The sequence below is a fragment of the Pseudomonas sp. P4_D7 genome (genome assembly GCF_056401755.1).
The window spans coordinates 1-21,784 of sequence record NZ_JBFUIR010000005.1 but is presented as its reverse complement, the minus strand read 5'-3'; the positions used below and the strand labels follow the sequence as shown (position 1 = coordinate 21,784).

Genomic DNA, 21,784 nt, shown 5'->3' with positions numbered 1-21,784 from the left:
GGCACCGGCTCAGTCCCAGTGCGGCGCGATGCCTTTCGGGCTGGTCAGGCGATGGCCGCGATCAAGCGTGGCAATCAGCGCCATATCGGCGTCGCTCAGTGTCAGCGCCGTAGCGGCAAGGTTGCTTTGCAGGTTGGCGCGTTTGGTCGACGACGGAATCACCGCGTAGCCAGACTGCATGGCCCAGGCCAGGGTGACTTGCGCCGGGGTGGCTTGCAGGCGCTGGGCGATCTGCCGGATCAGCGGATCTTGCAGCACTTCGCCGTAGGCGAGGGTCATGTACGAGGTGATGTGGATGCCTTGGCTCTGGGCGAACTCGACCACTTTGCGGTTTTGCAGGTACGGGTGCAGTTCAATCTGATTAGTAGCGATGTTGTCGGCACCGACCGCCGCGATCGCCTGTTGCATCAGCTCGATGGTGAAGTTGGAAACACCGATCTGTCGGGTCAGGCCCAGACGCTTGGCTTCGAGCAGGGCGCCCATGAACTCTTCGACCGGTACCTGGTTTTCCGGCGACGGCCAGTGAATCAGCGTCAGGTCGAGGTAGTCGGTCTGCAGTTTTTGCAGGCTTTCCTTGAGGCTGTCGATCAAGCGATCCTGGGCGAAGTTGGCGACCCAGATCTTGCTGGTGATGAACAGCTCTTCGCGGGTGACACCGCTGGCCGTAATGGCATGGCCGACGTCGGCTTCGTTTTCGTAGATTTGCGCGGTGTCGATGGCCCGGTAGCCGAGTTCGAGAGCGGTGCTCACCGAATCAATGACGACCTGGCCTTGCAGGCGAAATGTACCCAGACCGAAAGCGGGAACAGACATGAAAAACTCCAGGGTTGCAGTGGGAATGGGCAGGAGTATCCGCGTCCGGATGGTTGAGAAAAACCGCTGGTGGGGCAAAGCACTGTTGACCGGAAGTCATGAATCATTTTCAGGATTTGTGTTGTCTGGGCTGGCCTCTTCGCGAGCAGGCTCGCTCCCACAGGAGATCTGTGGTGTTCACAAAATCCTTGTGGGAGCGAGCCTGCTCGCGAAGGGCGCACCACCGATTCAGGCAATGTCACTGTGGGAAAATTCCTCGCCGAGAAAATCAATCAACGTGCGCACCGACGGCAATAACCCGCGCCGCGAAGGGAAAATCGCATGCACCAACCCGCACTTCGGCGCCCAACCGGGAATCAACTCCACCACACGGCCGGCCGCAATGTCCTCACGCACCACTACACTCGGCAAATGCGCCACGCCAACGCCGGCAATCACCGCCTGACGCAAGGCAATCAAATCATCAGTGACCATGCGTGGCGTATGGCGAATCAGTGCCGTGTTGTCATTCGGCCCGAGCAGCTCCCATTGATATTCGCGCTGCGCCGCGCCCCAGTGCAGGCTCGGCAAGCCATTGAGGTCGGCAGGTGAGGGCGGTGAAGACAGGCGTTCGACAAACTGCGGGCTGCCGACCACTGACTGCGTGCTGTTGCCCAGCACCTTCATGACCATGTCGGTGTTCTCCAATGGCGGAAAACGCACGCGCAGGGCGATGTCGAAGCCTTCGTGCAGCAGATCGACGCGGCGATTGGTGCTCTCGATGAACAACTCCACCAGCGGGTATTTGAGCATGTAACGGGTGAGCATCGGCCCGACCCACGAGTTGAGCAGCGCTGTCGGGCAACTCAGGCGCACCAGCCCCTGCGGTTCGGAGCGGTTGCGTTCGATCAGCTCGGCCGCGCTTTCCGCCTCAACCCGCATGGCCAGGCAGCGCTGGTAGTACGCCTGACCGATTTCGGTCAACTAGCAGTGGCGGCTGGTGCGATGCAGCAGGCGCACGCCAAGGCGTTCTTCCAGTTCGGAAATCCGTCGGCTGAGCTTCGATTTGGGCATGTCCAGTGCGCGCCCGGCGGCGGCGAAACTATGATGTTCGACCACTTGGGTGAAGTAGTAGAGGGTGTTGAGGTCTTCCACCATCGTTCTCCATATAGAACGCTAAGGCTGATTTTTGCAGTCTAGTGCATTAATGGATACGGATTTAAGCTTAATCCATGGCATCACTCACCCAAATTGGAGACAACCATGAAAAACATCATCGGTATCTACACCAGCCCGCGCGGCCATTGGGTCGGCGATGGTTTCCCGGTTCGCACGCTGTTTTCCTACGACAACCTGGGCAAACACATCAGCCCGTTCCTGCTGCTCGATCACGCCGGTCCGGCCGATTTCACCCCGACCATCGAACGGCGTGGCGTTGGTCAGCATCCGCACCGTGGTTTCGAAACCGTGACTATCGTTTATGAAGGCGAAGTGCAGCACCGCGACTCGACCGGTAGTGGCGGTGTGATCGGCCCGGGCGATGTGCAATGGATGACTGCGGCTTCCGGAATCCTCCACGAGGAATTTCATTCGGAAAACTTCGCCAAAACCGGCGGCAAACTGGAAATGGTTCAGTTGTGGGTCAACCTGCCGGCCAAGGACAAAATGGCCGCGCCGGGCTACCAGACCATTCTCGACAGCGACATCCCGAGCATTGCGCTCAAGGACAACGCCGGTCGCCTGCGGCTGATCGCCGGCGAATTCGATGGCCACACCGGCCCGTCGCGGACTTTCACACCGATTGATGTGTGGGATCTGCGCCTGAACGCCGGCAAGTTGCTGACGCTGGATTCGCACGAAGGCCGCAACACCGCGCTGGTGGTGCTGAAAGGTTCGGTGCAGGTCAACGGTGTGGAATCGGTGCGTGAAGGGCAGTTGGCGCTGTTCGAACGTGATGGCCATCAGCTGACACTCGAAGCCAGCCAGGACGCGGTGGTGTTGCTGCTCAGCGGTGAGCCGATCGACGAACCGATCGTCGGCCACGGCCCGTTCGTGATGAACACCGAGCAGGAAATCCACCAGGCCTTCGCCGACTTCCAGTCCGGCCGCTTCGGCCAGATGCACGCTTAACGCACAACCACTGCGCTCTACACAGGACGCGTAGGCCGGTTCGCAGGCCAGGGATGGCTGTTGCCTATAGAAAAGAGGAAACGCCCATGAACACGCCCGTCCGAGCCAGATCAACGCCTGGGACAACGAAGATTTCGTCAAGGCGATCAAGGCCACTGGCAAGAAGCAATTGATCATTGCCGGTGTGGTGACTGAGGTTTGCGTGGCGTTCCCGGCGCTGTCGGCGCTGGAAGAGGGCTTCGATGTGTTTTTGGTGACGGACGCCTCCGGCACGTTCAACGAACTGACCCGTGAATCGGCGTGGAACCGTATGTCCAGCGCTGGTGCGCAATTGATGACCTGGTTCGGTCTGGCCTGCGAGCTGCACCGCGACTGGCGCAACGACATCGAAGGGCTGGGCACGCTGTTCTCCAATCACATCCCGGATTACCGCAACCTGATGACCAGCTACAGCACCCTGACTAACGGTAAGTAACCCAGGCCGCACGCAGTCCCCCCCGTGGGAGCGAGCCTGCTCGCGAAGGCGTCATGTCAGTCGATGCACCTTTGACTGATCGACCGCATTCGCGAGCAGGCTCGCTCCCACATTTGGTTTTGTGGTGTTTTTGCGGGCGTGTTCATCCTCTGAAATCAATTGCTCCTACACTTGCTCAATCTGTGCGATCTTCTCGCGATTGGCCCCTGTCGGAGTTGTTTGATGCTGTCTCTGCTCACCGAACATCCGTTGTTCTGCGCGTTGATCCTGATCCTCCTCGATCTGGGTTTATGGCGTCTGATCAGTTCCCATGGCAGCGAGTGGAAACTGCTGGTGCGGGTGCTGATTTTCAGCCTGTTCAGCGTGCTGCTGTTCAACGAAGGCCTCAATCCGATGGAGCCGGCGCCGTGGGCCGACAACGTGCCGCTGCACCTGGCGGCGACTGGCCTGCAGATTGGCTGGTGGCTGTTCGGTGCGCGCACCCTGACGGTGTTGATCGGCGCGGTGATGATGCAGCGGGTCGGCCACACCGGGCGGTTGTTGCAGGACTTGCTCGGCGCGGTGATTTTCCTCATCGCGATCATTGCGGCGCTGGCCTATGTGCTGGATCTGCCGGTCAAAGGCGTACTGGCGACCTCCGGGGCGTTGGCGATCATTGTCGGTCTGGCCTTGCAGAGCACGCTCAGCGATGTGTTTTCCGGAATCGTCCTCAACACCACCAAGCCTTATCAACTCGATGACTGGATTTCCATCGACGGCACTGAAGGCCGCGTCACCGATATCGACTGGCGCGCCACGCGCCTGCAAACCAGTCAGGGCAGCATGGCGGTGATCCCCAATTCGCTGGCGGCCAAGGCCAAGATCATCAATTTCAGTCGGCCGAGCAATATGTTCGGCGTCGCGGTCAGCGTGCAAGTCAGCCCGCATGCGCGGCCCAGTTCGGTGATCGATGCGCTGGAGCGGGCGATGCAGGGCTGTCGCCAGTTGCTCGACACACCTGCGCCGAGCGTCGCACTGAAAAGCTCCGGCAGCAGTGGCGCGGAATACGAGATCAGCGGTTTCGTCGCCTCAATGGGCGAGAAGCGCGTGGTGCGCAATCAGTTGTTCGATCTGGCCTATCGGCACTTGCAGGCCTCCGGGGTCAATCTGCTGTCGAGCGATGAAAGTGCTGCGCCGACCAACCTGTCGCGGCCCCGGGCGTTGCTCGACAGCTCGCCGATTTTCTCCACCCTGCGCCAGGAAGAGAAGGACACCTTCAGCCAGAACATGAGCCTGCAAACCTTCCGTGCCGGCGAAGTCATTCTGGCGGGTGGGGAGGTCAGCGATCATTTGTTCATTATCGAGTCCGGTGTGGTGTCGGTGACGTTGAAGCGTCACGGCACACCGTTCGAGTCCGGGCGCATGGGGCCGGGCGAGGTGATTGGCGAGGCAGGGATCTTGTCCGATTCCGCATTGCCGGCGGACTTTTCGGCGAAGACCTTTTGCGCGTTGTATCGCATCGAGAAGTCGTACCTCAAACCGTGCCTCGATGCGCGTCATGATATCCACGACGCGATGCAGACGCTGCTCGATTTCCGCCTGCACAAGGCGCAATCCCTGACCGAGGAAGCGCCGGCGGTTGTACCCAAAAGAGGCTTTTTGCAGTGGCTGCGTAATCGCGCCTGAAGGGTCAAGTAGCGAGTTTCTGCTCCAGATGCAAGCGCACCTGCGGCCACTCGTCGTCGATGATGCTGAAGCGCACCGAGTTGCGCTTGCGCCCGTCCGGCATGATCCGCTCATGCCGGACGATGCCTTCTTGCTGCGCGCCAAGGCGCAAGATCGCATTACGTGATTTCTGGTTGTTCTCGTCGGTGGTGAACTGCACGCGCACGCAGTTGAGCGCTTTGAAGGCGTGTCGCAGCATCAGGTATTTGGCTTCGGTGTTGACGAAGGATTTCTGCCAGCTCGCGGCGATCCAGCTGCTGCCGATTTCCAGCTTGCGATTGAGCGGGTCGATCTTCCAGAAACGCGTTGAGCCGAGCACTTCGCCAGTGTCTTTGAGCACAATGACAAACGGCATTACCGTGCCGGCATCACGGCCATCGAGGGCTTTTTTCAGATAACTGTCGACAGTGCTGGGCGAAGGCACCACGGTGACGGTGAGGTTCCACAATTCGCCGTCAGCGGCAGCGTGGAGCAGGGCGTCGGCATCTGAATACTGGAGCGGGCGCAAGAGGATGCGCTGACCTTGCAGCGTGGTTTGCATGGGATTCCGGTCTCGGCAGTGCGGGCGAATGGCGAGCGCCCATTACGCCGCACGAGACTGATCCGATGCAACCGGCACGATGATCACGGGGTCACAATTTTTACAGCCCTTGGGCAGGAGCCTCAGCCGATGAAAAACCTGCGAATCGCCACTTACAACGTCAACGGTTTACGCGCACGTTTGCCGAACCTGCTGGACTGGCTCAAGCGCGAGCAGCCGGATATCGCCTGCCTGCAAGAACTCAAATCCGTCGACACGGCGTTTCCCGCAGCAGAACTGGAAGCCGCCGGTTACGGCGCGATCTGGCAGGGCCAGGCCTCCTGGAACGGTGTAGCAATTCTCGCCCGCGATGCGCAGCCGCTGGAGAGCCGACGCGGTCTGCCGGGTGATCCCGATGACAAGCACAGTCGTTATCTGGAAGCGGCGGTGCATGGGGTGCTGGTCGGCTGCCTGTACCTGCCCAACGGCAACCCGCAGCCGGGGCCGAAATTCGATTACAAACTAGCGTGGTTCGAACGGCTGATCAGCTATGCAAAAGACCTGCAAAGCAGCGATCACCCGGTGGTGCTGGCCGGCGACTACAACGTCGTGCCCACCGACATGGACATCTACAACACCCGCTCGTGGCTCAAGGATGCGCTGCTGCAACCCGAGAGCCGCGAGTGTTATCAGCGCTTGCTCGATCAAGGCTGGACCGATTCGCTGCGGCATCTGTATCCCGAGGATCGGCTCTATACGTTTTGGGATTACTTTCGGCAGCATTGGCAAACCAACTCCGGTCTGCGCATCGATCATCTATTGCTCAACCCGGCGCTGAGTCCGTATTTGCATGACGCCGGTGTAGATGCCTGGGTGCGCAATGAACCGCACGCCAGTGACCATGCGCCGACATGGATTCGCATCGGTTCCCGCAAGAAACGCTAGCGGGCGATTGGCGAAATCAATTGTCGAAAGCAGTGCCTGATCCCGTATACATGGCGACCATCAACGCAGTGACCTGCGGCCCCATGCATAAGGATCGAGCAATGAGTGAGCCACGCCTGACGAATCTGAAGCTGTACCTGCAACGTCTGGGTTTTGAAACGCCACCGGAACCGACAGTGGCGACCCTGCGCCTGCTGCAACTGCGCCATACCGGCGTGTTCCCTTTCGAGAATCTGGCGACGATTACCGGCGCGGCGGTATTGATCGATCTGCCATCCATTGAAGAGAAAGTCCTGCTCGGTGGACGCGGTGGTTACTGCTACGAGCTCAATAACCTATTCTTTGCCCTGTTGCTGGAACTGGGCTTCGACGCTCGGGCCATCAGCGGGCGCGTGGTAATGAATCAGCCCGAAGGCAGCTGGACAGCGCGCACACACCGTTTGAGTCTGGTGACCATCGACGACGTGCGCTACATCACAGATGTCGGCTTCGGCGGCATGGTGCCGACCGCGCCGCTGCTGCTCGATACCGAGACCGAGCAAGCGACCCCTCACGAACCTTATCGCATTGAAAAACAGGCCGACGGCTACATGCTACGTGCCAATGTGGCGGGTGAATGGCGGCCGATGTACCTGTTCGATCTGCAACGCCAGGAAGACATCGATTACACCATTGGCAACTGGTATGTCTCGACTCACCCTGAGTCACCGTTTGCACAGCGCCTGATGGTGGCGCGCACCGGGGATGGCTGGCGCAAGACCCTGAACAACGGCAGTTTCGCTGTTCATCGCATGGGCGCCAGCAGTGAGCGACGCGAGGTTACTCGGGTCGATGAGCTGATTGAATTGCTGGCGCGCGAGTTTGCTCTGCACCTGCCGGATCTGCCCCACATACGGCAGGCTCTGGCGCGGATGATCGTACCGGTTTCCGTTTAGGGCTTGGCGTCGGGCTCGAGCACTCGGCGAATTTCTCCGACCGCTGCCGACAGTTTTTTCTCGAGACTCTTGAGGTCTGCAGCGGTGATGCCTTTCTTGAATTGCCCGCTCGATTCGGCTTGTTCCGGTTTGGCAACGGCATCGAGCAGGGCATGACGCAGGGTGTTATTGATCACCGTCTGATAACCGAACCCTTCGTTTTCCGCGACCGTTCGCGCCGCTTCGATGACGGCGTCATCCAGCATGATGGTGATGCGGGTTTTGCCCTTGTTTGAAGCCAACGCACCGCGTTTGCCCTGAGAAAAGTCATATTCGTCTTGCATCGATCAAGCCTCCAGAAAATAAGCGCTACGTTCGCTGGGTGTGGCGACACGCGCAGAAATGATTCGAACGACATTTGCATCCCGGTAACTGTAAGCAACGACCAACAAGCGCCCTTTGCCGTTGGCGCCAATAGTGATCCAGCGCTGTTCGTCATGGTCGTTGTCCTCGATCGTCAGTGCTCGTTCGTCGTGAAAGACCGGTTCGGTCTCGGCGAGGCTGATGCCCTTGTGCTTGAGTTTGTTGGCTGCGTTCTTGCTTTTGTCGTACTGAATTTCAATTGACTTCATTATGCATACTTTATATGTATAAAAAAGAGCGCGACCGCACCGTCGGTCGCCGTGAACACTTCAGCGTAGTGGCGGCAGGCGAGGGCACTGGAGAGGAAGTGTTGCCGGATTTGTGGGGGATGGGAGCAGCGGGCTAGAAGCTTGGGTGGCTACCTATCCATTATGTGACTGATAAGTTGTATACAACTCTATGGACATTTGTCACGAGTATTGAATACAGTGTGCGCATAACAAAAACCAGGGAACCCCCCACCATGAAAACGCCCCATGTTTCACACCAACGGCCCGAGGACGAAAATCTCGGGGTCGGCGCGAATATGGCTTACGGCCTGCAACATGTTCTGACCATGTACGGCGGTATCGTTGCGGTGCCACTGATCATCGGCCAGGCGGCCGGCCTGTCGCCGGCGGACATTGGTTTGCTGATTGCTGCTTCATTGTTTGCGGGGGGGCTGGCGACGCTGCTGCAAACCCTGGGTCTACCGTTTTTTGGTTGTCAGTTGCCGCTGGTGCAGGGCGTGTCGTTCTCCGGTGTGGCGACCATGGTCGCGATCGTCAGCAGTGGCGGGGAGGGCGGCTTCCAGTCCGTGCTTGGCGCAGTGATTGCGGCTTCCTTGATAGGCTTGTTGATCACACCGGTGTTCTCGCGCATCACCAAGTTCTTCCCGCCGCTGGTCACCGGCATCGTGATCACCACCATCGGCTTGACGCTGATGCCGGTGGCCGCGCGCTGGGCCATGGGCGGCAACAGCCATGCGCCGGACTTCGGCAGCATGCAGAACATCGGTCTGGCGGCAGTCACGCTGGTGCTGGTGTTGCTGCTGAGCAAGGTCGGCAGCTCGACCATCTCGCGTCTGTCGATCCTGTTGGCCATGGTGATCGGCACGGTGCTGGCGGTGTTCCTTGGCATGGCGGACTTCTCCAGCGTCACCACGGGGCCGATGTTTGGCTTCCCGACGCCGTTCCATTTCGGCATGCCGACCTTCCACTTCGCCGCAATTCTGTCGATGTGCATCGTGGTCATGGTGACCCTGGTGGAAACTTCGGCGGACATTCTTGCGGTCGGTGAAATCATCGGCACCAAGGTCGATTCCAAACGCCTGGGCAATGGCCTGCGGGCAGACATGCTGTCGAGCATGTTTGCGCCGATTTTCGGTTCGTTCACCCAGAGCGCCTTCGCCCAGAACGTTGGGCTGGTGGCGGTTACCGGGATCAAGAGCCGTTACGTGGTCGCTACTGGCGGTATCTTCCTGGTAATTCTTGGTCTGCTGCCGTTCATGGGTCGGGTTATCGCAGCAGTGCCGACGTCGGTACTCGGCGGCGCCGGTATCGTGCTGTTCGGCACGGTGGCGGCGAGCGGTATCCGTACGCTGTCCAAGGTTGATTATCGCAACAACGTCAACCTGATCATCGTCGCCACTTCGATCGGTTTCGGCATGATCCCGATTGCCGCACCGAACTTCTACGACCACTTCCCAAGCTGGTTCGCGACCATTTTCCATTCGGGCATCAGCTCGTCGGCGATCATGGCGATCCTGCTCAACTTGGCGTTCAACCACTTCACCGCCGGTAACTCGGATCAGCAGTCGGTGTTTGCTGCGGCGGAAGAGCGGACCCTGCGCTATCGCGACCTGGCGGCGCTGCGTGAAGGCGATTACTTCAGCGACGGCAAGCTGCATGACTGCGATGGCAAGGAAGTGCCGGTCATCGAGCCTGATGATCACGATCATGGGCAGGGTGCCCCGAAAGCGCAGGTGAGACCCAGCGAGCATGTCTGACGGCTGTGCCTGAATAGAAAAGGGCCGATCTGGTAAGCACAGATCGGCCCTTTTTCATTTCAAGATCTTTTGACCTTTTCAAGCGCCCACAAAAAAGCCCCTGAATCTTTCGATTCAGGGGCTTTGCTATCTGGCTCCACAACCTGGACTCGAACCAGGGACCCAATGATTAACAGTCATTTGCTCTACCAACTGAGCTATTGCGGAATTGGTGCGTATGTTACTGATTCAAAAAGAGAAGTCAAGCGCCGGTTGTAAAATTAGCTGAATCCTCGGGACGAACGGTGACTTGTCAGCGATTGGCGGTTACCAGAACTGCAGCAGAGGTCTACCATGGGCGCCCGGAAGTGGTCACACGCGCTGCCGGCCATTCGCCGAAAAAGGTCTGCGTCATGAACCATTTATCCCGCAACAGCGAGGTGTTCGCATGAGCATCGCGCAAATCAGCCTGCCCAAGGGCGTTGGCCCTCACGCCGAAAAACTCTTCGATGCAATCACCCAGGCCAGTACCGCTGAGGAATTGAACCGCGCCGGTGGCAAGGCCGAAGGCTTCGTCCTGGGTCTTGAAAGCACCAAGGCGATCAAGAGTCAGATCGCCGAATCGCTGTACGTCGTTTATGACGACGCCGCGAGTCAGCGAGCGATCGAACTGGCTTAACTGCCGAAGGTGATGGTGCCCATCATCAGTTTGGCGTAAGCCGCGGTGGCGGCCAGTTGCACCAGCCACAGGACCAGGCCACCCAGGAACACCCCGGCGGCGACTTGCAGCACCAGGCTTTTCTCGCGTTTGGCCGAGGCACGAGGGATGAAATCATCCAGGTCGTCACGGTCGGCGCGCAGGTTGTCGTTTTTCATATCTGATCTCACAAAATTCTGGAATGTACTCATCACCTGTGGGAGCGAGCTTGCTCGCGAAGGCGTCATGTCAGTCGACAACGATGTTGAATGACAGATCGCTTTCGCGAGCAAGCTCGCTCCCACATTTGGACATGTGTGCAGTTTAGAGGGGATAGGGATTGTTTCGTGACAATAAAAAACGGGAAGCCCCAAGGCTTCCCGTTTTTCATCACAGTGCGAAATCAGATGACCTGAACAATCGCATCCGTTACCGCCTTGATGTTGTTCTGGTTCAGCGCAGCCACGCAGATGCGGCCGGTGTCCAGGGCGTAGATGCCGAACTCGTTACGCAGGCGATGCACTTGTTCAGTGGTCAGGCCCGAGTAGGAGAACATGCCGCGCTGACGACCGACGAAGCTGAAGTCGCGGCCCGGGGCTTTCTCTGCCAGCAGGGCAACCATCTGCTCGCGCATGCCGCGAATGCGCAGACGCATTTCCGCCAGCTCGGCTTCCCATTGTGCACGCAGTTCCGGGCTGTTCAATACAGCTGCAACGATGCTTGCGCCGTGGGTCGGCGGGTTGGAGTAGTTGGTGCGGATCACGCGCTTGACCTGCGACAGCACGCGCGCGCTTTCTTCTTTCGATTCGCTGATGATCGACAGCGCACCAACGCGCTCGCCGTACAGCGAGAACGATTTGGAGAACGAGCTCGAAACGAAGAAAGTCAGACCGGACTCAGCGAACAGGCGCACAGCTGCGGCGTCTTCGTCGATGCCGTCGCCAAAACCTTGATAGGCCATGTCGAGGAACGGCACGTGACCTTTGGTTTTAACCACTTCCAGCACGTTGTTCCAGTCCGCCGGGGTCAGGTCGACGCCAGTCGGGTTGTGGCAGCAGGCGTGCAGGACAACGACCGAGCCGTTCGGCAGGGCGTTGAGGTCGTCGAGCATGCCGGCACGATTCACATCGTGGCTGGCTGCGTCGTAGTAACGGTAGTTCTGCACCGGGAAACCGGCGGTTTCGAACAGGGCACGGTGGTTTTCCCAGCTTGGGTCACTGATCGCCACAACGGCGTTCGGCAGCAGTTGCTTGAGGAAGTCGGCACCGATCTTCAGTGCGCCGGTCCCGCCGACGGCCTGAGTGGTGATGACGCGACCGGCGCTGATCAGCGGCGAGTCGTTGCCGAACAGCAGCTTTTGCACGGCCTGGTCGTAGGCGGCGATACCATCGATCGGCAGGTAACCGCGCGAAGCGTGTTGAGCGGCGCGAACGGTTTCGGCTTCGATCACGGCGCGCAGAAGTGGAATTCGCCCCTCTTCGTTGCAGTAAACACCCACGCCCAGGTTGACCTTGGTGGTCCGGGTATCGGCGTTGAATGCTTCGTTGAGGCCCAGGATTGGATCGCGGGGTGCCATTTCGACAGCGGAGAACAGGCTCATTATTGCGGCGGCTCTGAATGGAGAATGGAGGGACGTGTCGCGCTCCAGCCGGATGCACTAGAGCGGTGCACAAACGGGGAGCTAGTATAGAGGCCATTACGGAACAATGGCGACAGGCGATTCGGCTTTTAGGGTAAGTTTTTCCGATTATTTCTTGACCGTTAGTCGACTGCACGTGTCAGAGTCTTTACCGGATGTAGGACGTTTGCCTTGAAAGGTGAGGCAATCGCCACCACATTGAGCACAATCCAGGTTTTTTCTTGCGCGACACCGGTCGTTTGCGGTCGTCCCCGTGGTGTACCGCTTTGCTCGGAATGCCGCGATCCCAGAGGTGTATATGTCCGAATTCCAGCTCGTCACCCGCTTCGAGCCCGCCGGCGATCAGCCAGAAGCCATCCGCCAATTGGTGGAGGGCATCGAGGCCGGGCTGGCGCACCAGACGCTGCTCGGTGTGACCGGCTCGGGCAAGACCTTCAGCATCGCCAATGTCATTTCGCAGATTCAGCGCCCGACCCTGGTGCTGGCGCCGAACAAGACCCTTGCTGCGCAGCTGTACGGTGAGTTCAAGGCGTTCTTCCCGAATAATGCCGTCGAGTATTTCGTTTCCTACTACGACTACTACCAGCCCGAAGCCTATGTGCCGTCGTCCGACACCTTCATCGAGAAGGATGCGTCGATCAACGACCACATCGAGCAGATGCGCCTGTCCGCAACCAAAGCGTTGCTGGAGCGTAAAGACGCGATCATCGTCACCACGGTGTCGTGCATCTACGGTCTGGGTAGCCCGGAAACCTATTTGAAGATGGTGCTGCATGTCGATCGTGGCGACAAACTCGATCAGCGTGCGCTGTTGCGGCGGCTGGCCGACTTGCAATACACGCGCAACGATATGGACTTTGCCCGCGCGACTTTCCGTGTACGCGGCGATGTGATCGACATCTACCCGGCGGAATCCGATCTGGAAGCGATCCGCATCGAGCTGTTCGATGACGAGGTCGAAAGCATTTCCGCGTTCGACCCGCTGACCGGCGAAGTCATCCGCAAGATGCCGCGCTTCACCTTCTACCCGAAGAGCCACTATGTAACGCCACGGGAAACCCTGCTCGACGCCATCGAACACATCAAGGTCGAATTGCAGGAACGCCTCGAATACCTGCGCAGCAACAACAAACTGGTCGAAGCCCAGCGTCTTGAACAGCGCACCCGTTTCGACCTGGAGATGATCCTCGAGTTGGGTTATTGCAACGGCATCGAAAACTACTCGCGCTACCTGTCCGGTCGCCCGGCCGGTGCCGCGCCGCCAACGCTCTACGATTATCTGCCGGCCGATGCCTTGCTGGTGATCGACGAATCCCACGTCAGCGTGCCGCAGGTCGGCGCGATGTATAAGGGCGACCGTTCGCGTAAGGAAACCCTCGTTGAATACGGCTTCCGTTTGCCGTCGGCGCTGGATAACCGACCGATGCGTTTCGACGAGTGGGAAGGGGTCAGCCCGCAGACCATTTTCGTCTCGGCGACGCCGGGCAACTACGAAGCCGAGCACGCCGGGCGTGTGGTTGAGCAAGTGGTGCGGCCGACTGGCCTGGTCGACCCGCAGGTTGAAGTGCGTCCGGCGCTGACTCAGGTCGATGATCTGCTCTCGGAAATCAGCAAACGCGTGGCGGTCGAGGAGCGGGTGCTGGTCACCACGCTAACCAAACGCATGGCCGAAGACCTTACCGATTACCTCGCCGATCACGGCGTGCGCGTGCGTTATCTGCACTCTGATATCGACACCGTTGAGCGCGTGGAAATCATTCGCGACCTGCGCCTCGGGACCTTTGATGTGCTGGTCGGGATCAACTTGCTGCGTGAAGGCCTGGACATGCCGGAAGTGTCGCTGGTGGCGATTCTTGACGCGGACAAGGAAGGCTTCCTGCGTTCCGAGCGTTCGCTGATTCAGACCATTGGTCGCGCCGCACGTAACCTCAATGGTCGGGCGATTCTCTATGCCGATCGCATGACCGGTTCGATGGAGCGGGCGATTGGCGAGACCGAGCGGCGTCGCGACAAGCAGATAGCGTTCAACCTGGAAAACGGCATCACCCCGCGCGGGGTGATCAAGGACGTCGCCGACATCATGGAAGGCGCCACCGTGCCGGGCTCGCGCAGCAAGAAGCGCAAAGGCATGGCCAAGGCTGCCGAAGAGAACGCCAAGTACGAAGCCGAACTGCGCTCGCCGAGCGAAATCACCAAGCGCATTCGTGCGCTGGAAGAGAAGATGTATCAGTTGGCGCGGGATCTGGAATTTGAAGCGGCGGCGCAGATGCGCGACGAGATTGCCAAACTGCGTGAGCGGCTTTTGGCGGTCTGAAAATTTGCAGTGTTTAGTCGGGCCTCTTCGCGAGCAAGCTCGCTCCCACATTGGAGTTGTGTCGTTCACAAATCCCCTGTGGGAGCGAGCTTGCTCGCGAATGGGGCGACGCGGTCTTAATGAGACTCCCCAGCCTTCAGCCCCTCTGGCAATTTCTTGGTCAGCAAAATCGCCAACATGCTGATTCCCAGCGCAATCCCGACAAAGTGAAACGCATCGTTGTACGCCATGATCGCCGCCTGCTGATGGACGATCTCGCTCAGCTTGCTCAACGCCGCCGTGTCACTGCCAAACCGATCAGTCATCGACGCCAAACGCTCGGCCACCTGCGGATTGGTCGGCACCACCGCCTCGCGCAAATAATCGAAGTAGGTCTTGGTGCGCGCATCCAGCAGTGTCGCGAGCAGGGCAATACCAATCGCGCCGCCCAGATTTCGCAGGATATTGAACAGACTCGACGCCGACCCCGCGTCCTGCGGCAGGATGTACGCCGTGGCGATCAGCGAAATGGTCACCATGATCAACGGCTGCCCCAGCGCACGAATAATCTGGATCTGGTTGAACTGCGGCCCGGCGAAATCCGGGTTGAGCACCCCCGAAGAAAAACTCGCTAGCCCGAACAATCCAAAACCGATCGTGCACAGCCATTTCGGCGAAACAAACTTCATCAGCTTCGGCACCAGCGGAATCAGGAACAGCTGTGGCACGCCCATCCACATGATCACTTCGCCGATCTGCAGGGCGTTGTAGTTCTGGATCTGCGCCAGATACAGCGGCAACAGATAGATCGAACCGTACAACCCGACACCCATGCCCAGACTGGAAATACTCGACAGACCGAAATTGCGATTACGCAGGATGCCCAGATTGATCAGCGGATTCGGTTTGGAGATCTGCACGATCACAAAGGTGATCAGACTCACCAGCGCAATGCTGCCCAGCGTCACTATCAGGCTTGATTCGAGCCAATCCTTGCGATGGCCTTCCTCTAGAAAAACCTGCAAGCAGCCGAGACCAATCCCCAGCGTGAGGATTCCGGTGTAGTCGGTGCTTTTCAGTAATTCCCAGTGCGCTTCTTTCTTTTCCAGCCCGTACATCAGGCCGGCGATCATGATCAGGCCCGGCGGGATGTTGATGTAGAAGATGTATTCCCAACCCCAGTTTTCCGTGAGCCAGCCGCCCAGCGTCGGGCCGATGGACGGGGCGAACGTGGCGGTCATGGCGAACATCGCCATGCCTTTGGCGCGGTGGTGTTCGGGGAGTTTGATCAGGGTCAGGGTGAACGCCAGCGGGATCAGCGCGCCGCCGGTGAAACCCTGCATGGCGCGAAAGACGATCATGCTCTCCAGGCTCCACGCCATCGAGCACAGCAGCGAGGAAACCAGAAAACCCAGCGACACCCACACCGCCAGTCGCCGCGCCGACAGCAACTGCACCAGCCACGCGGTCAACGGAATCATGATGATTTCCGCGACCAGATACGACGTGGAAATCCACGAGCCTTCTTCCAGCGTCGCCGATAAGGCGCCCTGAATATCTTTCAGAGAAGAGTTGGTGATCTGAATGTCGAGCACGGCCATAAACGCGCCGAGCATCACGCTCATCACCGCAATCCAATCGCGCCGGGTCGGTTCGCCGACCGGGCGGATCAGCGCATCACCGGCCATTGTCCGGGGCGTCTTTGATGTTCACGGTGGCGGTCACCGACATGCCCGGACGGATCTTGCCGTGCAACGGGTTGTCGGCCTTGAAGGTCAGTTTTACCGGAATCCGCTGCACGACTTTGGTGAAGTTGCCGGTGGCGTTGTCCGGCGGCAGCAGGCTGAATTGCGCGCCGGAGGCGGCGAACAGGCTGTCGACCCGCGCTTCGATCGGCGTGTCGCTGTAGGCATCGAAGGTCAGCTCGGCTTTTTGCCCGGGCTGCATGTGGCCGATCTGGGTTTCCTTGAAGTTGGCCTGCACCCAGATGTCTTCGTCCGGGACGATCGACAGCAGGTAAGCGCCAGCCTGCACCACTTGGCCGTTACGCGCGGCGCGCTGGCCGACCAGGCCGCTGATTGGCGCGTGGATTTCGCTGCGGGTCAGGTTAAGTTCGGCTTGCGCGAGATCGGCGCGGGCGTTGGCGATTTGTGCGTCGAGGCGTTTGATTTCTGCGTTCAGGGCGTTGACCTGCTGACGCTGGCCTTGCGCATCGGCCTGCGCCTTGGCCACCTGCGAACGGGCGATATGAGCGTCAGCGGAGAGGGTGGTCACGCGTTCTTCGGAAACGTAACCGGGCTTGCGCAGGGTTTCGGCACGCGACAAATCCATTTGCGAGCGGCCCAACGTTGCTTGGGTGGTTGCCACTTGTGCGTCGCTGGAAGCAATCAAACTGGCTTGCTGAGTCAATTTGCTTTGCGCTTGCAGGCGCTCGGCTTCGCGGGTGGCAAGGGCGGCATTGGCGCGATCGATGGCCAGACGGAAATCATTCGGTTCGAGGCGCACCAGCAACTGGCCTTTTTCCACGTGTTGATTGTCCTGCACCAGCACTTCATCGATGCGCGCGCTCAACTGGCTCGACACACGGGTGATTTCGCCCTGGACATAGGCGTTGTCGGTGCTTTCATAAAAACGCCCCTTGAAAAACCAATGGGCGAAAAAGCCCCCGGCAATCAGCAGGACGAGCAGCAGGAAAATCAACAGGCGACGCTTGAGTTGGGCAGGCATGGGCAAACTGTAGTCGATGAATTGTAAGGAAAGTTATCAGCAGGCGAATCTGGCATACAGCCGATAAACGGTAAATGCCATCCGCTGATATTTGCCCATTCACCACGGCTTACGGGCGTTCCAGACGCAAACTTGGCTTAAATGCCCTGCCCGCTGGAGCGGGGCGGGTGTCGCCTGTTACCATTCGCCGCTTGATTGTTTTGCTTTTCATTCTTTTCGAGACATGCCATGACCACCGTCCGCACTCGCATCGCGCCATCGCCTACCGGGGACCCCCACGTAGGTACCGCTTACATCGCATTGTTCAACTACTGCTTTGCCAAGCAGCATGGCGGTGAGTTCATCCTGCGCATCGAAGACACTGACCAGTTGCGTTCGACCCGCGAGTCCGAACAGCAGATCTTCGACGCCCTGCGCTGGTTGGGTATCGACTGGAGCGAAGGCCCGGACGTCGGCGGCCCGCACGGCCCGTATCGCCAGAGTGAGCGCGGCGACATCTATCAAAAGTACTGCCAGCAACTGGTCGACATGGGCCACGCGTTTCCGTGCTTCTGCACCGCTGAAGAGCTGGATCAGATGCGCGCCGAGCAAATGGCTCGCGGCGAAACACCACGTTATGACGGCCGCGCGCTGCTGCTGTCGAAAGAAGAAGTCGCCGCCCGTCTGGCCGCTGGCGAACCCCACGTGATCCGCATGAAAGTGCCGAGCGAAGGCGTTTGCGTGGTGCCGGACATGCTCCGTGGCGACGTCGAGATCCCGTGGGATCGCATGGACATGCAAGTGCTGATGAAGACCGACGGCCTGCCGACGTACTTCCTCGCCAATGTCGTCGACGACCACCTGATGGGCATCACCCACGTGCTGCGCGGCGAAGAGTGGCTGCCATCGGCACCGAAACTGATTCTGCTTTACGAGTACTTCGGCTGGGAACAGCCAGAGCTGTGCTACATGCCGCTGCTGCGTAACCCGGACAAGAGCAAGCTGTCCAAGCGCAAGAACCCTACCTCGGTGACATTCTACGAGCGCATGGGCTTCATGCCGGAAGCGATGCTCAACTACCTCGGCCGTATGGGCTGGTCGATGCCGGACGAGCGCGAGAAGTTCTCGCTGCAGGAAATGGTCGACAACTTCGACCTCAAGCGTGTCTCGCTGGGCGGGCCGATCTTCGACATCGAGAAGCTGTCGTGGCTCAACGGCCAGTGGCTGCGTGATCTGCCGGTGGAAGAGTTCGCTGCACGCGTGCAGAAGTGGGCGTTCAATTCCGAATACATGATGAAGATCGCGCCGCACGTTCAGGGCCGCGTTGAAACCTTCAGCCAGGTTGCCCCGTTGGGCGGTTTCTTCTTCGCCGGCGGCGTCAATCCGGATGCCAAGCTGTTCGAATCGAAAAAGCTTTCGGGTGATCAGGTTCGCCAGTTGATGCAGTTGATCCTGTGGAAGCTGGAAAGCCTGCGTCAGTGGGAGAAGGACAACATCACCGCGACGATTCAGGCTGTGGTCGAATCGCTGGAGTTGAAACTGCGCGATGCGATGCCGCTGATGTTTGCTGCGATCACCGGTCAGGCGAGTTCGGTCTCGGTGCTCGATGCCATGGAAATCCTTGGCCCGGATCTGACCCGTTATCGTCTGCGGCAGGCGATTGACCTGCTGGGTGGCGTGTCGAAGAAAGAAAACAAAGAGTGGGAAAAGCTGCTCGGCGCTATCGCCTAAGCGCTTGCGGCTTTGTGCAGGAGCTGCCGAAGGCTGCGATCTTTTGATCGTGCCTTCGGCGCTTCTCCCGAATTTACGGGGGGAGGGCGGTAAGTGATTGTTATGCCGACGAAAAATTTTGAAATTTTTCAAAAATAAGTTTGACAGGCTTTCGATACGCCCTTAAGATTCGCCCCGTCCTCAGCGATGACATCAACGATGAGGGGCTATAGCTCAGCTGGGAGAGCGCTTGCATGGCATGCAAGAGGTCGACGGTTCGATCCCGTCTAGCTCCACCAATTTACACTTCGAAGCCTGGCCACACCGGCTCCGAAGCGATCAACACTCAGCGTTGATCAGTTGTATAGAAGGGTTTGCGTCCCCTTCGTCTAGTGGCCTAGGACACCGCCCTTTCACGGCGGTAACAGGGGTTCGAGTCCCCTAGGGGACGCCAGTTTTACAGAAGTGATGTTGCAAGATGTCACTCCGCCGCGAGGCGAAAAATCCGGGGCTATAGCTCAGCTGGGAGAGCGCCTGCATGGCATGCAGGAGGTCAGCGGTTCGATCCCGCTTAGCTCCACCAATTTACAGTTCAAGGTCTGGCCACACCGGCCTTGAATCGATCAGTTCTCAGCGCTGATCAGTTGTATAGAAGGTTTTTGTCCCCTTCGTCTAGTGGCCTAGGACACCGCCCTTTCACGGCGGTAACAGGGGTTCGAGTCCCCTAGGGGACGCCACGATTACCCGCTCTGCGGGATTTTATAAGGGTCATTCAATTATTGAATGGCCCTTTTGTTTGTCTGGCGTTTGGCCAATTCTCCTTTTTCCTTACACTGTGCATCAGACCAGCGGTCATATCCTTGACTTGCAGAATATTATTATGCGAATAATATTCTAGTCGTAATATTCGGAGGCAACGATGAACGATAAAAAAGCTCAAACCCGCGAACGCATCCTCAAGGCTGCCAGCGCCGCACTGATTCAGCGTGGCCCGGCCGACCCTAGCGTGGGCGAAGTGATGGGCGCAGCCGGCCTGACCGTCGGCGGTTTCTATGCGCACTTCGAAAGCAAGGACGCGATGATGCTGGAAGCGTTCAAGCAGCTTCTCGGCCGCCGCCGCGACCTGATTGCCGACATGGATGCCGAGTTGACCGGTGAAGAGCGTCGTGCCTTGGTCGCCGCGTTTTACCTGTCGCGCAAGCATCGTGATTCCAGCGACGCGGCATGCCCGATTCCAGCGTCGATCGGCGAGCTGGGCCGCTTGCCGGAATCGTTCCGCATCGCGCTGAACGAGCACCTGGAATTGATGATTGCGCAGTTGGCGTCCAGCCCTGAGGACACCGACAAAGCCTTGGCTGACGTGGCTTTGATGGTGGGTGGTCTGGCACTCGCAAGAGCGCTCGGCCCGGGAGACTTATCCGATCGATTGCTGCGCGCTGCCAAGTCGGCGGTGCGTTGACCTGAAGGCAACTCGCCTGAGGAGAGAGCGATGAACACGTTGAAGTGGGTTCGTGGCGTTAATGGCACCTTGGGCTGGATTGCACCGAAACGCGTGGCGAGCAAAATGCGTGTGGCATTCATGACGCCACGTTCGCTGCCTCTTCGTGATTGGGAATTGCCGCTGCTGGTCAGCTCCGAACGCATCACTTTGCGTTTTGGTCTCTCGGCGCTGCGCTGGGGCCAGGGCCCGACGGTGCTGCTGATGCACGGCTGGGAAGGGCGGCCAACCCAGTTCGCCGCGCTGATCACCGCACTGGTCGATGCCGGGTATACCGTCGTCGCGTTGGATGGTCCGGCTCACGGTCGTTCGCCGGGGCGTGAAGCCAATGTCGTGTTGTTCGCTCGGGCAATGCTCGAAGCCGCTGCCGAGTTGCCGCCATTGCAAGCGGTCATCGGTCACTCCATGGGCGGCGCCAGCGCCATGCTCGCCGTGCAACTGGGCTTGCGCACCGAAACCCTTGTCAGTATTGCCGCGCCTGCGCGCATTCTTGGCGTACTGCGCGGTTTCGCCCGCTACGTCGGTATGCCGCCGCGAGCGCGCTCCGCCTTCATTCGCCAAGTCGAGCAAGACGTTGGTATGCGCGCCGCCACCCTTGATGTCGCTCACTATCAACTGGATATGCCCGGCCTGATCGTGCATGCCGAAGACGACAATTTCGTTTCGGTCAAGGAATCGCAGCTGATCCACGAATCCTGGTTCGACAGTCGCCTGTTGCGCCTTGAAGGCGGCGGGCACCAGCGTGTGCTAGCCGACCCTCGGGTGATTGATGGCGTGTTATCACTGCTGGCCGGCCGCAGCCTTCAGGCGCGCCAATCGGCCTGAGCTCCGTTACACTGCTCCGGTTGAATACTTTGACCGGGAGTGGGGCATGGGTTGGGATCGGGCAACGCCGTTTACCATTGATCTGCAAGTAGGCGCCGAGGACATCGACGGGTTGGGCCACGCGAATAACGCCGTGTACGTGACCTGGCTCGAGCGCTGCGCCTGGCGCCACTCGCAACGTCTGGGTCTGGATCTGGTCGAGTATCGGCGACTGGATCGGGCGATGGCCGTGGTCCGTCACGAGATCGATTATCTGGCAGCGGCCTATGAAGGCGACGAACTGCAATTGGCGACCTGGATCGTTGATTGGGATCAGCGCCTGAAAATGACCCGGCATTTCCAGCTCAAGCGCCCGAGCGACAATGCCACGCTGTTGCGCGCGCAGACCACGTTTGTCTGTATTGAACTGTCGACCGGTAAGCCGAAGCGCATGCCGGCTGAGTTTATCGAGGGCTATGGCCCGGCGATCCAGCTTCCCGAGTCGGTAAATATCTAAACTGTAGGAGTGAGCCTGCTCGCGATAGCGGTGTGTCAGCCAACATATGCC

19 protein-coding genes, 5 tRNA genes and 2 pseudogenes are annotated in these 21,784 nt (G+C 59.1%); 16 read left to right on the top strand and 10 right to left on the bottom strand.

The genetic code is table 11. The features are described 5' to 3' along the window. Positions 1-9: 9 nt before the first annotated feature. Both dkgB and AC1DVF_RS05700 read right to left on the bottom strand, forming a co-directional pair. Positions 10-813, bottom strand: a complete 804-nt coding sequence (dkgB, locus tag AC1DVF_RS05705; RefSeq protein ID WP_477782205.1) for a 2,5-didehydrogluconate reductase DkgB — start codon at positions 811-813, stop codon at positions 10-12. A gap of 228 nt (positions 814-1,041) precedes the next feature. After that, positions 1,042-1,950 (bottom strand): annotated as a pseudogene (locus AC1DVF_RS05700) (LysR substrate-binding domain-containing protein). A 105-nt stretch (positions 1,951-2,055) separates the two neighbouring features. Here AC1DVF_RS05700 and AC1DVF_RS05695 point away from each other — a divergent pair. The 3 genes and pseudogenes from AC1DVF_RS05695 to AC1DVF_RS05685 all read left to right on the top strand — a co-directional run bounded on the left by AC1DVF_RS05695 (position 2,056) and on the right by AC1DVF_RS05685 (position 5,062). Continuing rightward, positions 2,056-2,922: a pirin family protein gene (locus tag AC1DVF_RS05695; protein WP_186624668.1), complete on the top strand. Its 867-nt coding sequence runs from the start codon at positions 2,056-2,058 to the stop codon at positions 2,920-2,922. Positions 2,923-3,016: 94 nt separating this feature from the next. After that, positions 3,017-3,397 (top strand): annotated as a pseudogene (locus tag AC1DVF_RS05690) (isochorismatase family protein); the annotation flags it as partial. A gap of 222 nt (positions 3,398-3,619) precedes the next feature. Beyond that, on the top strand, positions 3,620-5,062 hold the full coding sequence (locus AC1DVF_RS05685; protein WP_093432023.1) for a mechanosensitive ion channel family protein: 1,443 nt from the start codon (positions 3,620-3,622) through the stop codon (positions 5,060-5,062). Between the two features lie 4 nt (positions 5,063-5,066). On the opposite strand, the gene AC1DVF_RS05680 is transcribed toward AC1DVF_RS05685, so the two are convergent. After that, positions 5,067-5,642 carry a GNAT family N-acetyltransferase gene (locus tag AC1DVF_RS05680; protein WP_477782204.1) on the bottom strand — a complete coding sequence of 192 codons (576 nt, stop codon included), beginning with the start codon at positions 5,640-5,642 and terminating at the stop codon, positions 5,067-5,069. 129 nt (positions 5,643-5,771) lie between these two features. On the opposite strand from AC1DVF_RS05680, the gene xth reads away from it, so the two are divergent. Next, on the top strand, positions 5,772-6,566 hold the full coding sequence (xth, locus tag AC1DVF_RS05675; RefSeq protein ID WP_460127784.1) for an exodeoxyribonuclease III: 795 nt from the start codon (positions 5,772-5,774) through the stop codon (positions 6,564-6,566). Positions 6,567-6,667: 101 nt separating this feature from the next. Further along, positions 6,668-7,501, top strand: a complete 834-nt coding sequence (locus AC1DVF_RS05670; protein ID WP_460127786.1) for an arylamine N-acetyltransferase family protein — start codon at positions 6,668-6,670, stop codon at positions 7,499-7,501. Here AC1DVF_RS05670 and AC1DVF_RS05665 read toward each other — a convergent pair. Together AC1DVF_RS05665 and AC1DVF_RS05660 are read right to left on the bottom strand one after the other, a co-directional pair. Beyond that, the gene (locus tag AC1DVF_RS05665) at positions 7,498-7,824 is read right to left on the bottom strand and encodes a BrnA antitoxin family protein (protein ID WP_093432035.1); all 327 of its coding nucleotides are present in this window, start codon (positions 7,822-7,824) and stop codon (positions 7,498-7,500) included. The two genes, AC1DVF_RS05670 and AC1DVF_RS05665, sit on opposite strands and share 4 nt — an antisense overlap. Positions 7,825-7,827: 3 nt before the next feature. After that, positions 7,828-8,112: a BrnT family toxin gene (locus AC1DVF_RS05660; protein WP_477782203.1), complete on the bottom strand. Its 285-nt coding sequence runs from the start codon at positions 8,110-8,112 to the stop codon at positions 7,828-7,830. A 254-nt stretch (positions 8,113-8,366) separates the two neighbouring features. Here AC1DVF_RS05660 and AC1DVF_RS05655 point away from each other — a divergent pair, with 254 nt between their 5' ends. Further along, positions 8,367-9,890 (top strand): nucleobase:cation symporter-2 family protein, encoded by a 1,524-nt coding sequence (locus AC1DVF_RS05655; protein WP_460127788.1) that lies wholly within the window; start codon positions 8,367-8,369, stop codon positions 9,888-9,890. 131 nt (positions 9,891-10,021) lie between these two features. Here the strand turns inward: AC1DVF_RS05655 and AC1DVF_RS05650 are convergent. Further along, positions 10,022-10,097: transfer RNA gene (locus AC1DVF_RS05650), tRNA-Asn, on the bottom strand. 220 nt (positions 10,098-10,317) lie between these two features. On the opposite strand from AC1DVF_RS05650, the gene AC1DVF_RS05645 reads away from it, so the two are divergent. Then, entirely contained in the window at positions 10,318-10,548 is a 231-nt protein-coding gene (locus tag AC1DVF_RS05645; RefSeq protein ID WP_093432041.1) for a hypothetical protein, read from the top strand. On the opposite strand, the gene AC1DVF_RS05640 is transcribed toward AC1DVF_RS05645, so the two are convergent. After that, positions 10,545-10,745: a hypothetical protein gene (locus tag AC1DVF_RS05640; RefSeq protein ID WP_095047664.1), complete on the bottom strand. Its 201-nt coding sequence runs from the start codon at positions 10,743-10,745 to the stop codon at positions 10,545-10,547. The two genes, AC1DVF_RS05645 and AC1DVF_RS05640, sit on opposite strands and share 4 nt — an antisense overlap. A gap of 224 nt (positions 10,746-10,969) precedes the next feature. Then, positions 10,970-12,166, bottom strand: coding sequence for an amino acid aminotransferase (locus tag AC1DVF_RS05635; RefSeq protein WP_099758523.1), 1,197 nt, complete (start codon positions 12,164-12,166; stop codon positions 10,970-10,972). A gap of 337 nt (positions 12,167-12,503) precedes the next feature. On the opposite strand from AC1DVF_RS05635, the gene uvrB reads away from it, so the two are divergent. Next, entirely contained in the window at positions 12,504-14,519 is a 2,016-nt protein-coding gene (uvrB, locus tag AC1DVF_RS05630) for an excinuclease ABC subunit UvrB (protein ID WP_007913411.1), read from the top strand. Between the two features lie 116 nt (positions 14,520-14,635). Here the strand turns inward: uvrB and AC1DVF_RS05625 are convergent, their stop codons facing one another. Both AC1DVF_RS05625 and AC1DVF_RS05620 read right to left on the bottom strand, forming a co-directional pair. Next, positions 14,636-16,186 carry an MDR family MFS transporter gene (locus tag AC1DVF_RS05625; RefSeq protein WP_460090336.1) on the bottom strand — a complete coding sequence of 517 codons (1,551 nt, stop codon included), beginning with the start codon at positions 16,184-16,186 and terminating at the stop codon, positions 14,636-14,638. Beyond that, positions 16,176-17,225 (bottom strand): HlyD family secretion protein, encoded by a 1,050-nt coding sequence (locus tag AC1DVF_RS05620; protein ID WP_093432053.1) that lies wholly within the window; start codon positions 17,223-17,225, stop codon positions 16,176-16,178. The genes AC1DVF_RS05625 and AC1DVF_RS05620 overlap by 11 nt, the downstream gene beginning before the upstream one ends. Positions 17,226-17,453: 228 nt before the next feature. On the opposite strand from AC1DVF_RS05620, the gene gltX reads away from it, so the two are divergent. The 8 genes from gltX (at position 17,454) to AC1DVF_RS05580 (ending at position 21,733) form a co-directional block, all read left to right on the top strand. After that, on the top strand, positions 17,454-18,935 hold the full coding sequence (gene gltX, locus AC1DVF_RS05615) for a glutamate--tRNA ligase (RefSeq protein ID WP_007913414.1): 1,482 nt from the start codon (positions 17,454-17,456) through the stop codon (positions 18,933-18,935). 202 nt (positions 18,936-19,137) lie between these two features. After that, positions 19,138-19,213 (top strand) — tRNA-Ala (locus AC1DVF_RS05610). Positions 19,214-19,292: 79 nt separating this feature from the next. After that, positions 19,293-19,368: transfer RNA gene (locus AC1DVF_RS05605), tRNA-Glu, on the top strand. 53 nt (positions 19,369-19,421) lie between these two features. Continuing rightward, a tRNA-Ala gene (locus tag AC1DVF_RS05600) sits at positions 19,422-19,497 on the top strand. A gap of 78 nt (positions 19,498-19,575) precedes the next feature. Beyond that, a tRNA-Glu gene (locus tag AC1DVF_RS05595) sits at positions 19,576-19,651 on the top strand. Positions 19,652-19,833: 182 nt separating this feature from the next. Continuing rightward, positions 19,834-20,373 (top strand): TetR/AcrR family transcriptional regulator, encoded by a 540-nt coding sequence (locus AC1DVF_RS05590; protein WP_007913421.1) that lies wholly within the window; start codon positions 19,834-19,836, stop codon positions 20,371-20,373. Between the two features lie 30 nt (positions 20,374-20,403). Then, positions 20,404-21,237 carry an alpha/beta fold hydrolase gene (locus AC1DVF_RS05585; RefSeq protein WP_477782202.1) on the top strand — a complete coding sequence of 278 codons (834 nt, stop codon included), beginning with the start codon at positions 20,404-20,406 and terminating at the stop codon, positions 21,235-21,237. A 46-nt stretch (positions 21,238-21,283) separates the two neighbouring features. Further along, positions 21,284-21,733: an acyl-CoA thioesterase gene (locus AC1DVF_RS05580; RefSeq protein WP_460090337.1), complete on the top strand. Its 450-nt coding sequence runs from the start codon at positions 21,284-21,286 to the stop codon at positions 21,731-21,733. Positions 21,734-21,784: the final 51 nt, after the last annotated feature.

Bases quoted from the DNA above. Each gene is read 5' to 3' on its own strand.
- dkgB (WP_477782205.1), bottom strand. From the start codon at position 813: ATGTCTGTTCCCGCTTTCGGTCTGGGTACATTTCGCCTGCAAGGCCAG.
- AC1DVF_RS05695 (WP_186624668.1), top strand. From the start codon at position 2,056: ATGAAAAACATCATCGGTATCTACACCAGCCCGCGCGGCCATTGGGTC.
- AC1DVF_RS05685 (WP_093432023.1), top strand. From the start codon at position 3,620: ATGCTGTCTCTGCTCACCGAACATCCGTTGTTCTGCGCGTTGATCCTG.
- AC1DVF_RS05680 (WP_477782204.1), bottom strand. From the start codon at position 5,642: ATGCAAACCACGCTGCAAGGTCAGCGCATCCTCTTGCGCCCGCTCCAG.
- xth (WP_460127784.1), top strand. From the start codon at position 5,772: ATGAAAAACCTGCGAATCGCCACTTACAACGTCAACGGTTTACGCGCA.
- AC1DVF_RS05670 (WP_460127786.1), top strand. From the start codon at position 6,668: ATGAGTGAGCCACGCCTGACGAATCTGAAGCTGTACCTGCAACGTCTG.
- AC1DVF_RS05665 (WP_093432035.1), bottom strand. From the start codon at position 7,824: ATGCAAGACGAATATGACTTTTCTCAGGGCAAACGCGGTGCGTTGGCT.
- AC1DVF_RS05660 (WP_477782203.1), bottom strand. From the start codon at position 8,112: ATGAAGTCAATTGAAATTCAGTACGACAAAAGCAAGAACGCAGCCAAC.
- AC1DVF_RS05655 (WP_460127788.1), top strand. From the start codon at position 8,367: ATGAAAACGCCCCATGTTTCACACCAACGGCCCGAGGACGAAAATCTC.
- AC1DVF_RS05645 (WP_093432041.1), top strand. From the start codon at position 10,318: ATGAGCATCGCGCAAATCAGCCTGCCCAAGGGCGTTGGCCCTCACGCC.
- AC1DVF_RS05640 (WP_095047664.1), bottom strand. From the start codon at position 10,745: ATGAAAAACGACAACCTGCGCGCCGACCGTGACGACCTGGATGATTTC.
- AC1DVF_RS05635 (WP_099758523.1), bottom strand. From the start codon at position 12,166: ATGAGCCTGTTCTCCGCTGTCGAAATGGCACCCCGCGATCCAATCCTG.
- uvrB (WP_007913411.1), top strand. From the start codon at position 12,504: ATGTCCGAATTCCAGCTCGTCACCCGCTTCGAGCCCGCCGGCGATCAG.
- AC1DVF_RS05625 (WP_460090336.1), bottom strand. From the start codon at position 16,186: ATGGCCGGTGATGCGCTGATCCGCCCGGTCGGCGAACCGACCCGGCGC.
- AC1DVF_RS05620 (WP_093432053.1), bottom strand. From the start codon at position 17,225: ATGCCTGCCCAACTCAAGCGTCGCCTGTTGATTTTCCTGCTGCTCGTC.
- gltX (WP_007913414.1), top strand. From the start codon at position 17,454: ATGACCACCGTCCGCACTCGCATCGCGCCATCGCCTACCGGGGACCCC.
- AC1DVF_RS05590 (WP_007913421.1), top strand. From the start codon at position 19,834: ATGAACGATAAAAAAGCTCAAACCCGCGAACGCATCCTCAAGGCTGCC.
- AC1DVF_RS05585 (WP_477782202.1), top strand. From the start codon at position 20,404: ATGAACACGTTGAAGTGGGTTCGTGGCGTTAATGGCACCTTGGGCTGG.
- AC1DVF_RS05580 (WP_460090337.1), top strand. From the start codon at position 21,284: ATGGGTTGGGATCGGGCAACGCCGTTTACCATTGATCTGCAAGTAGGC.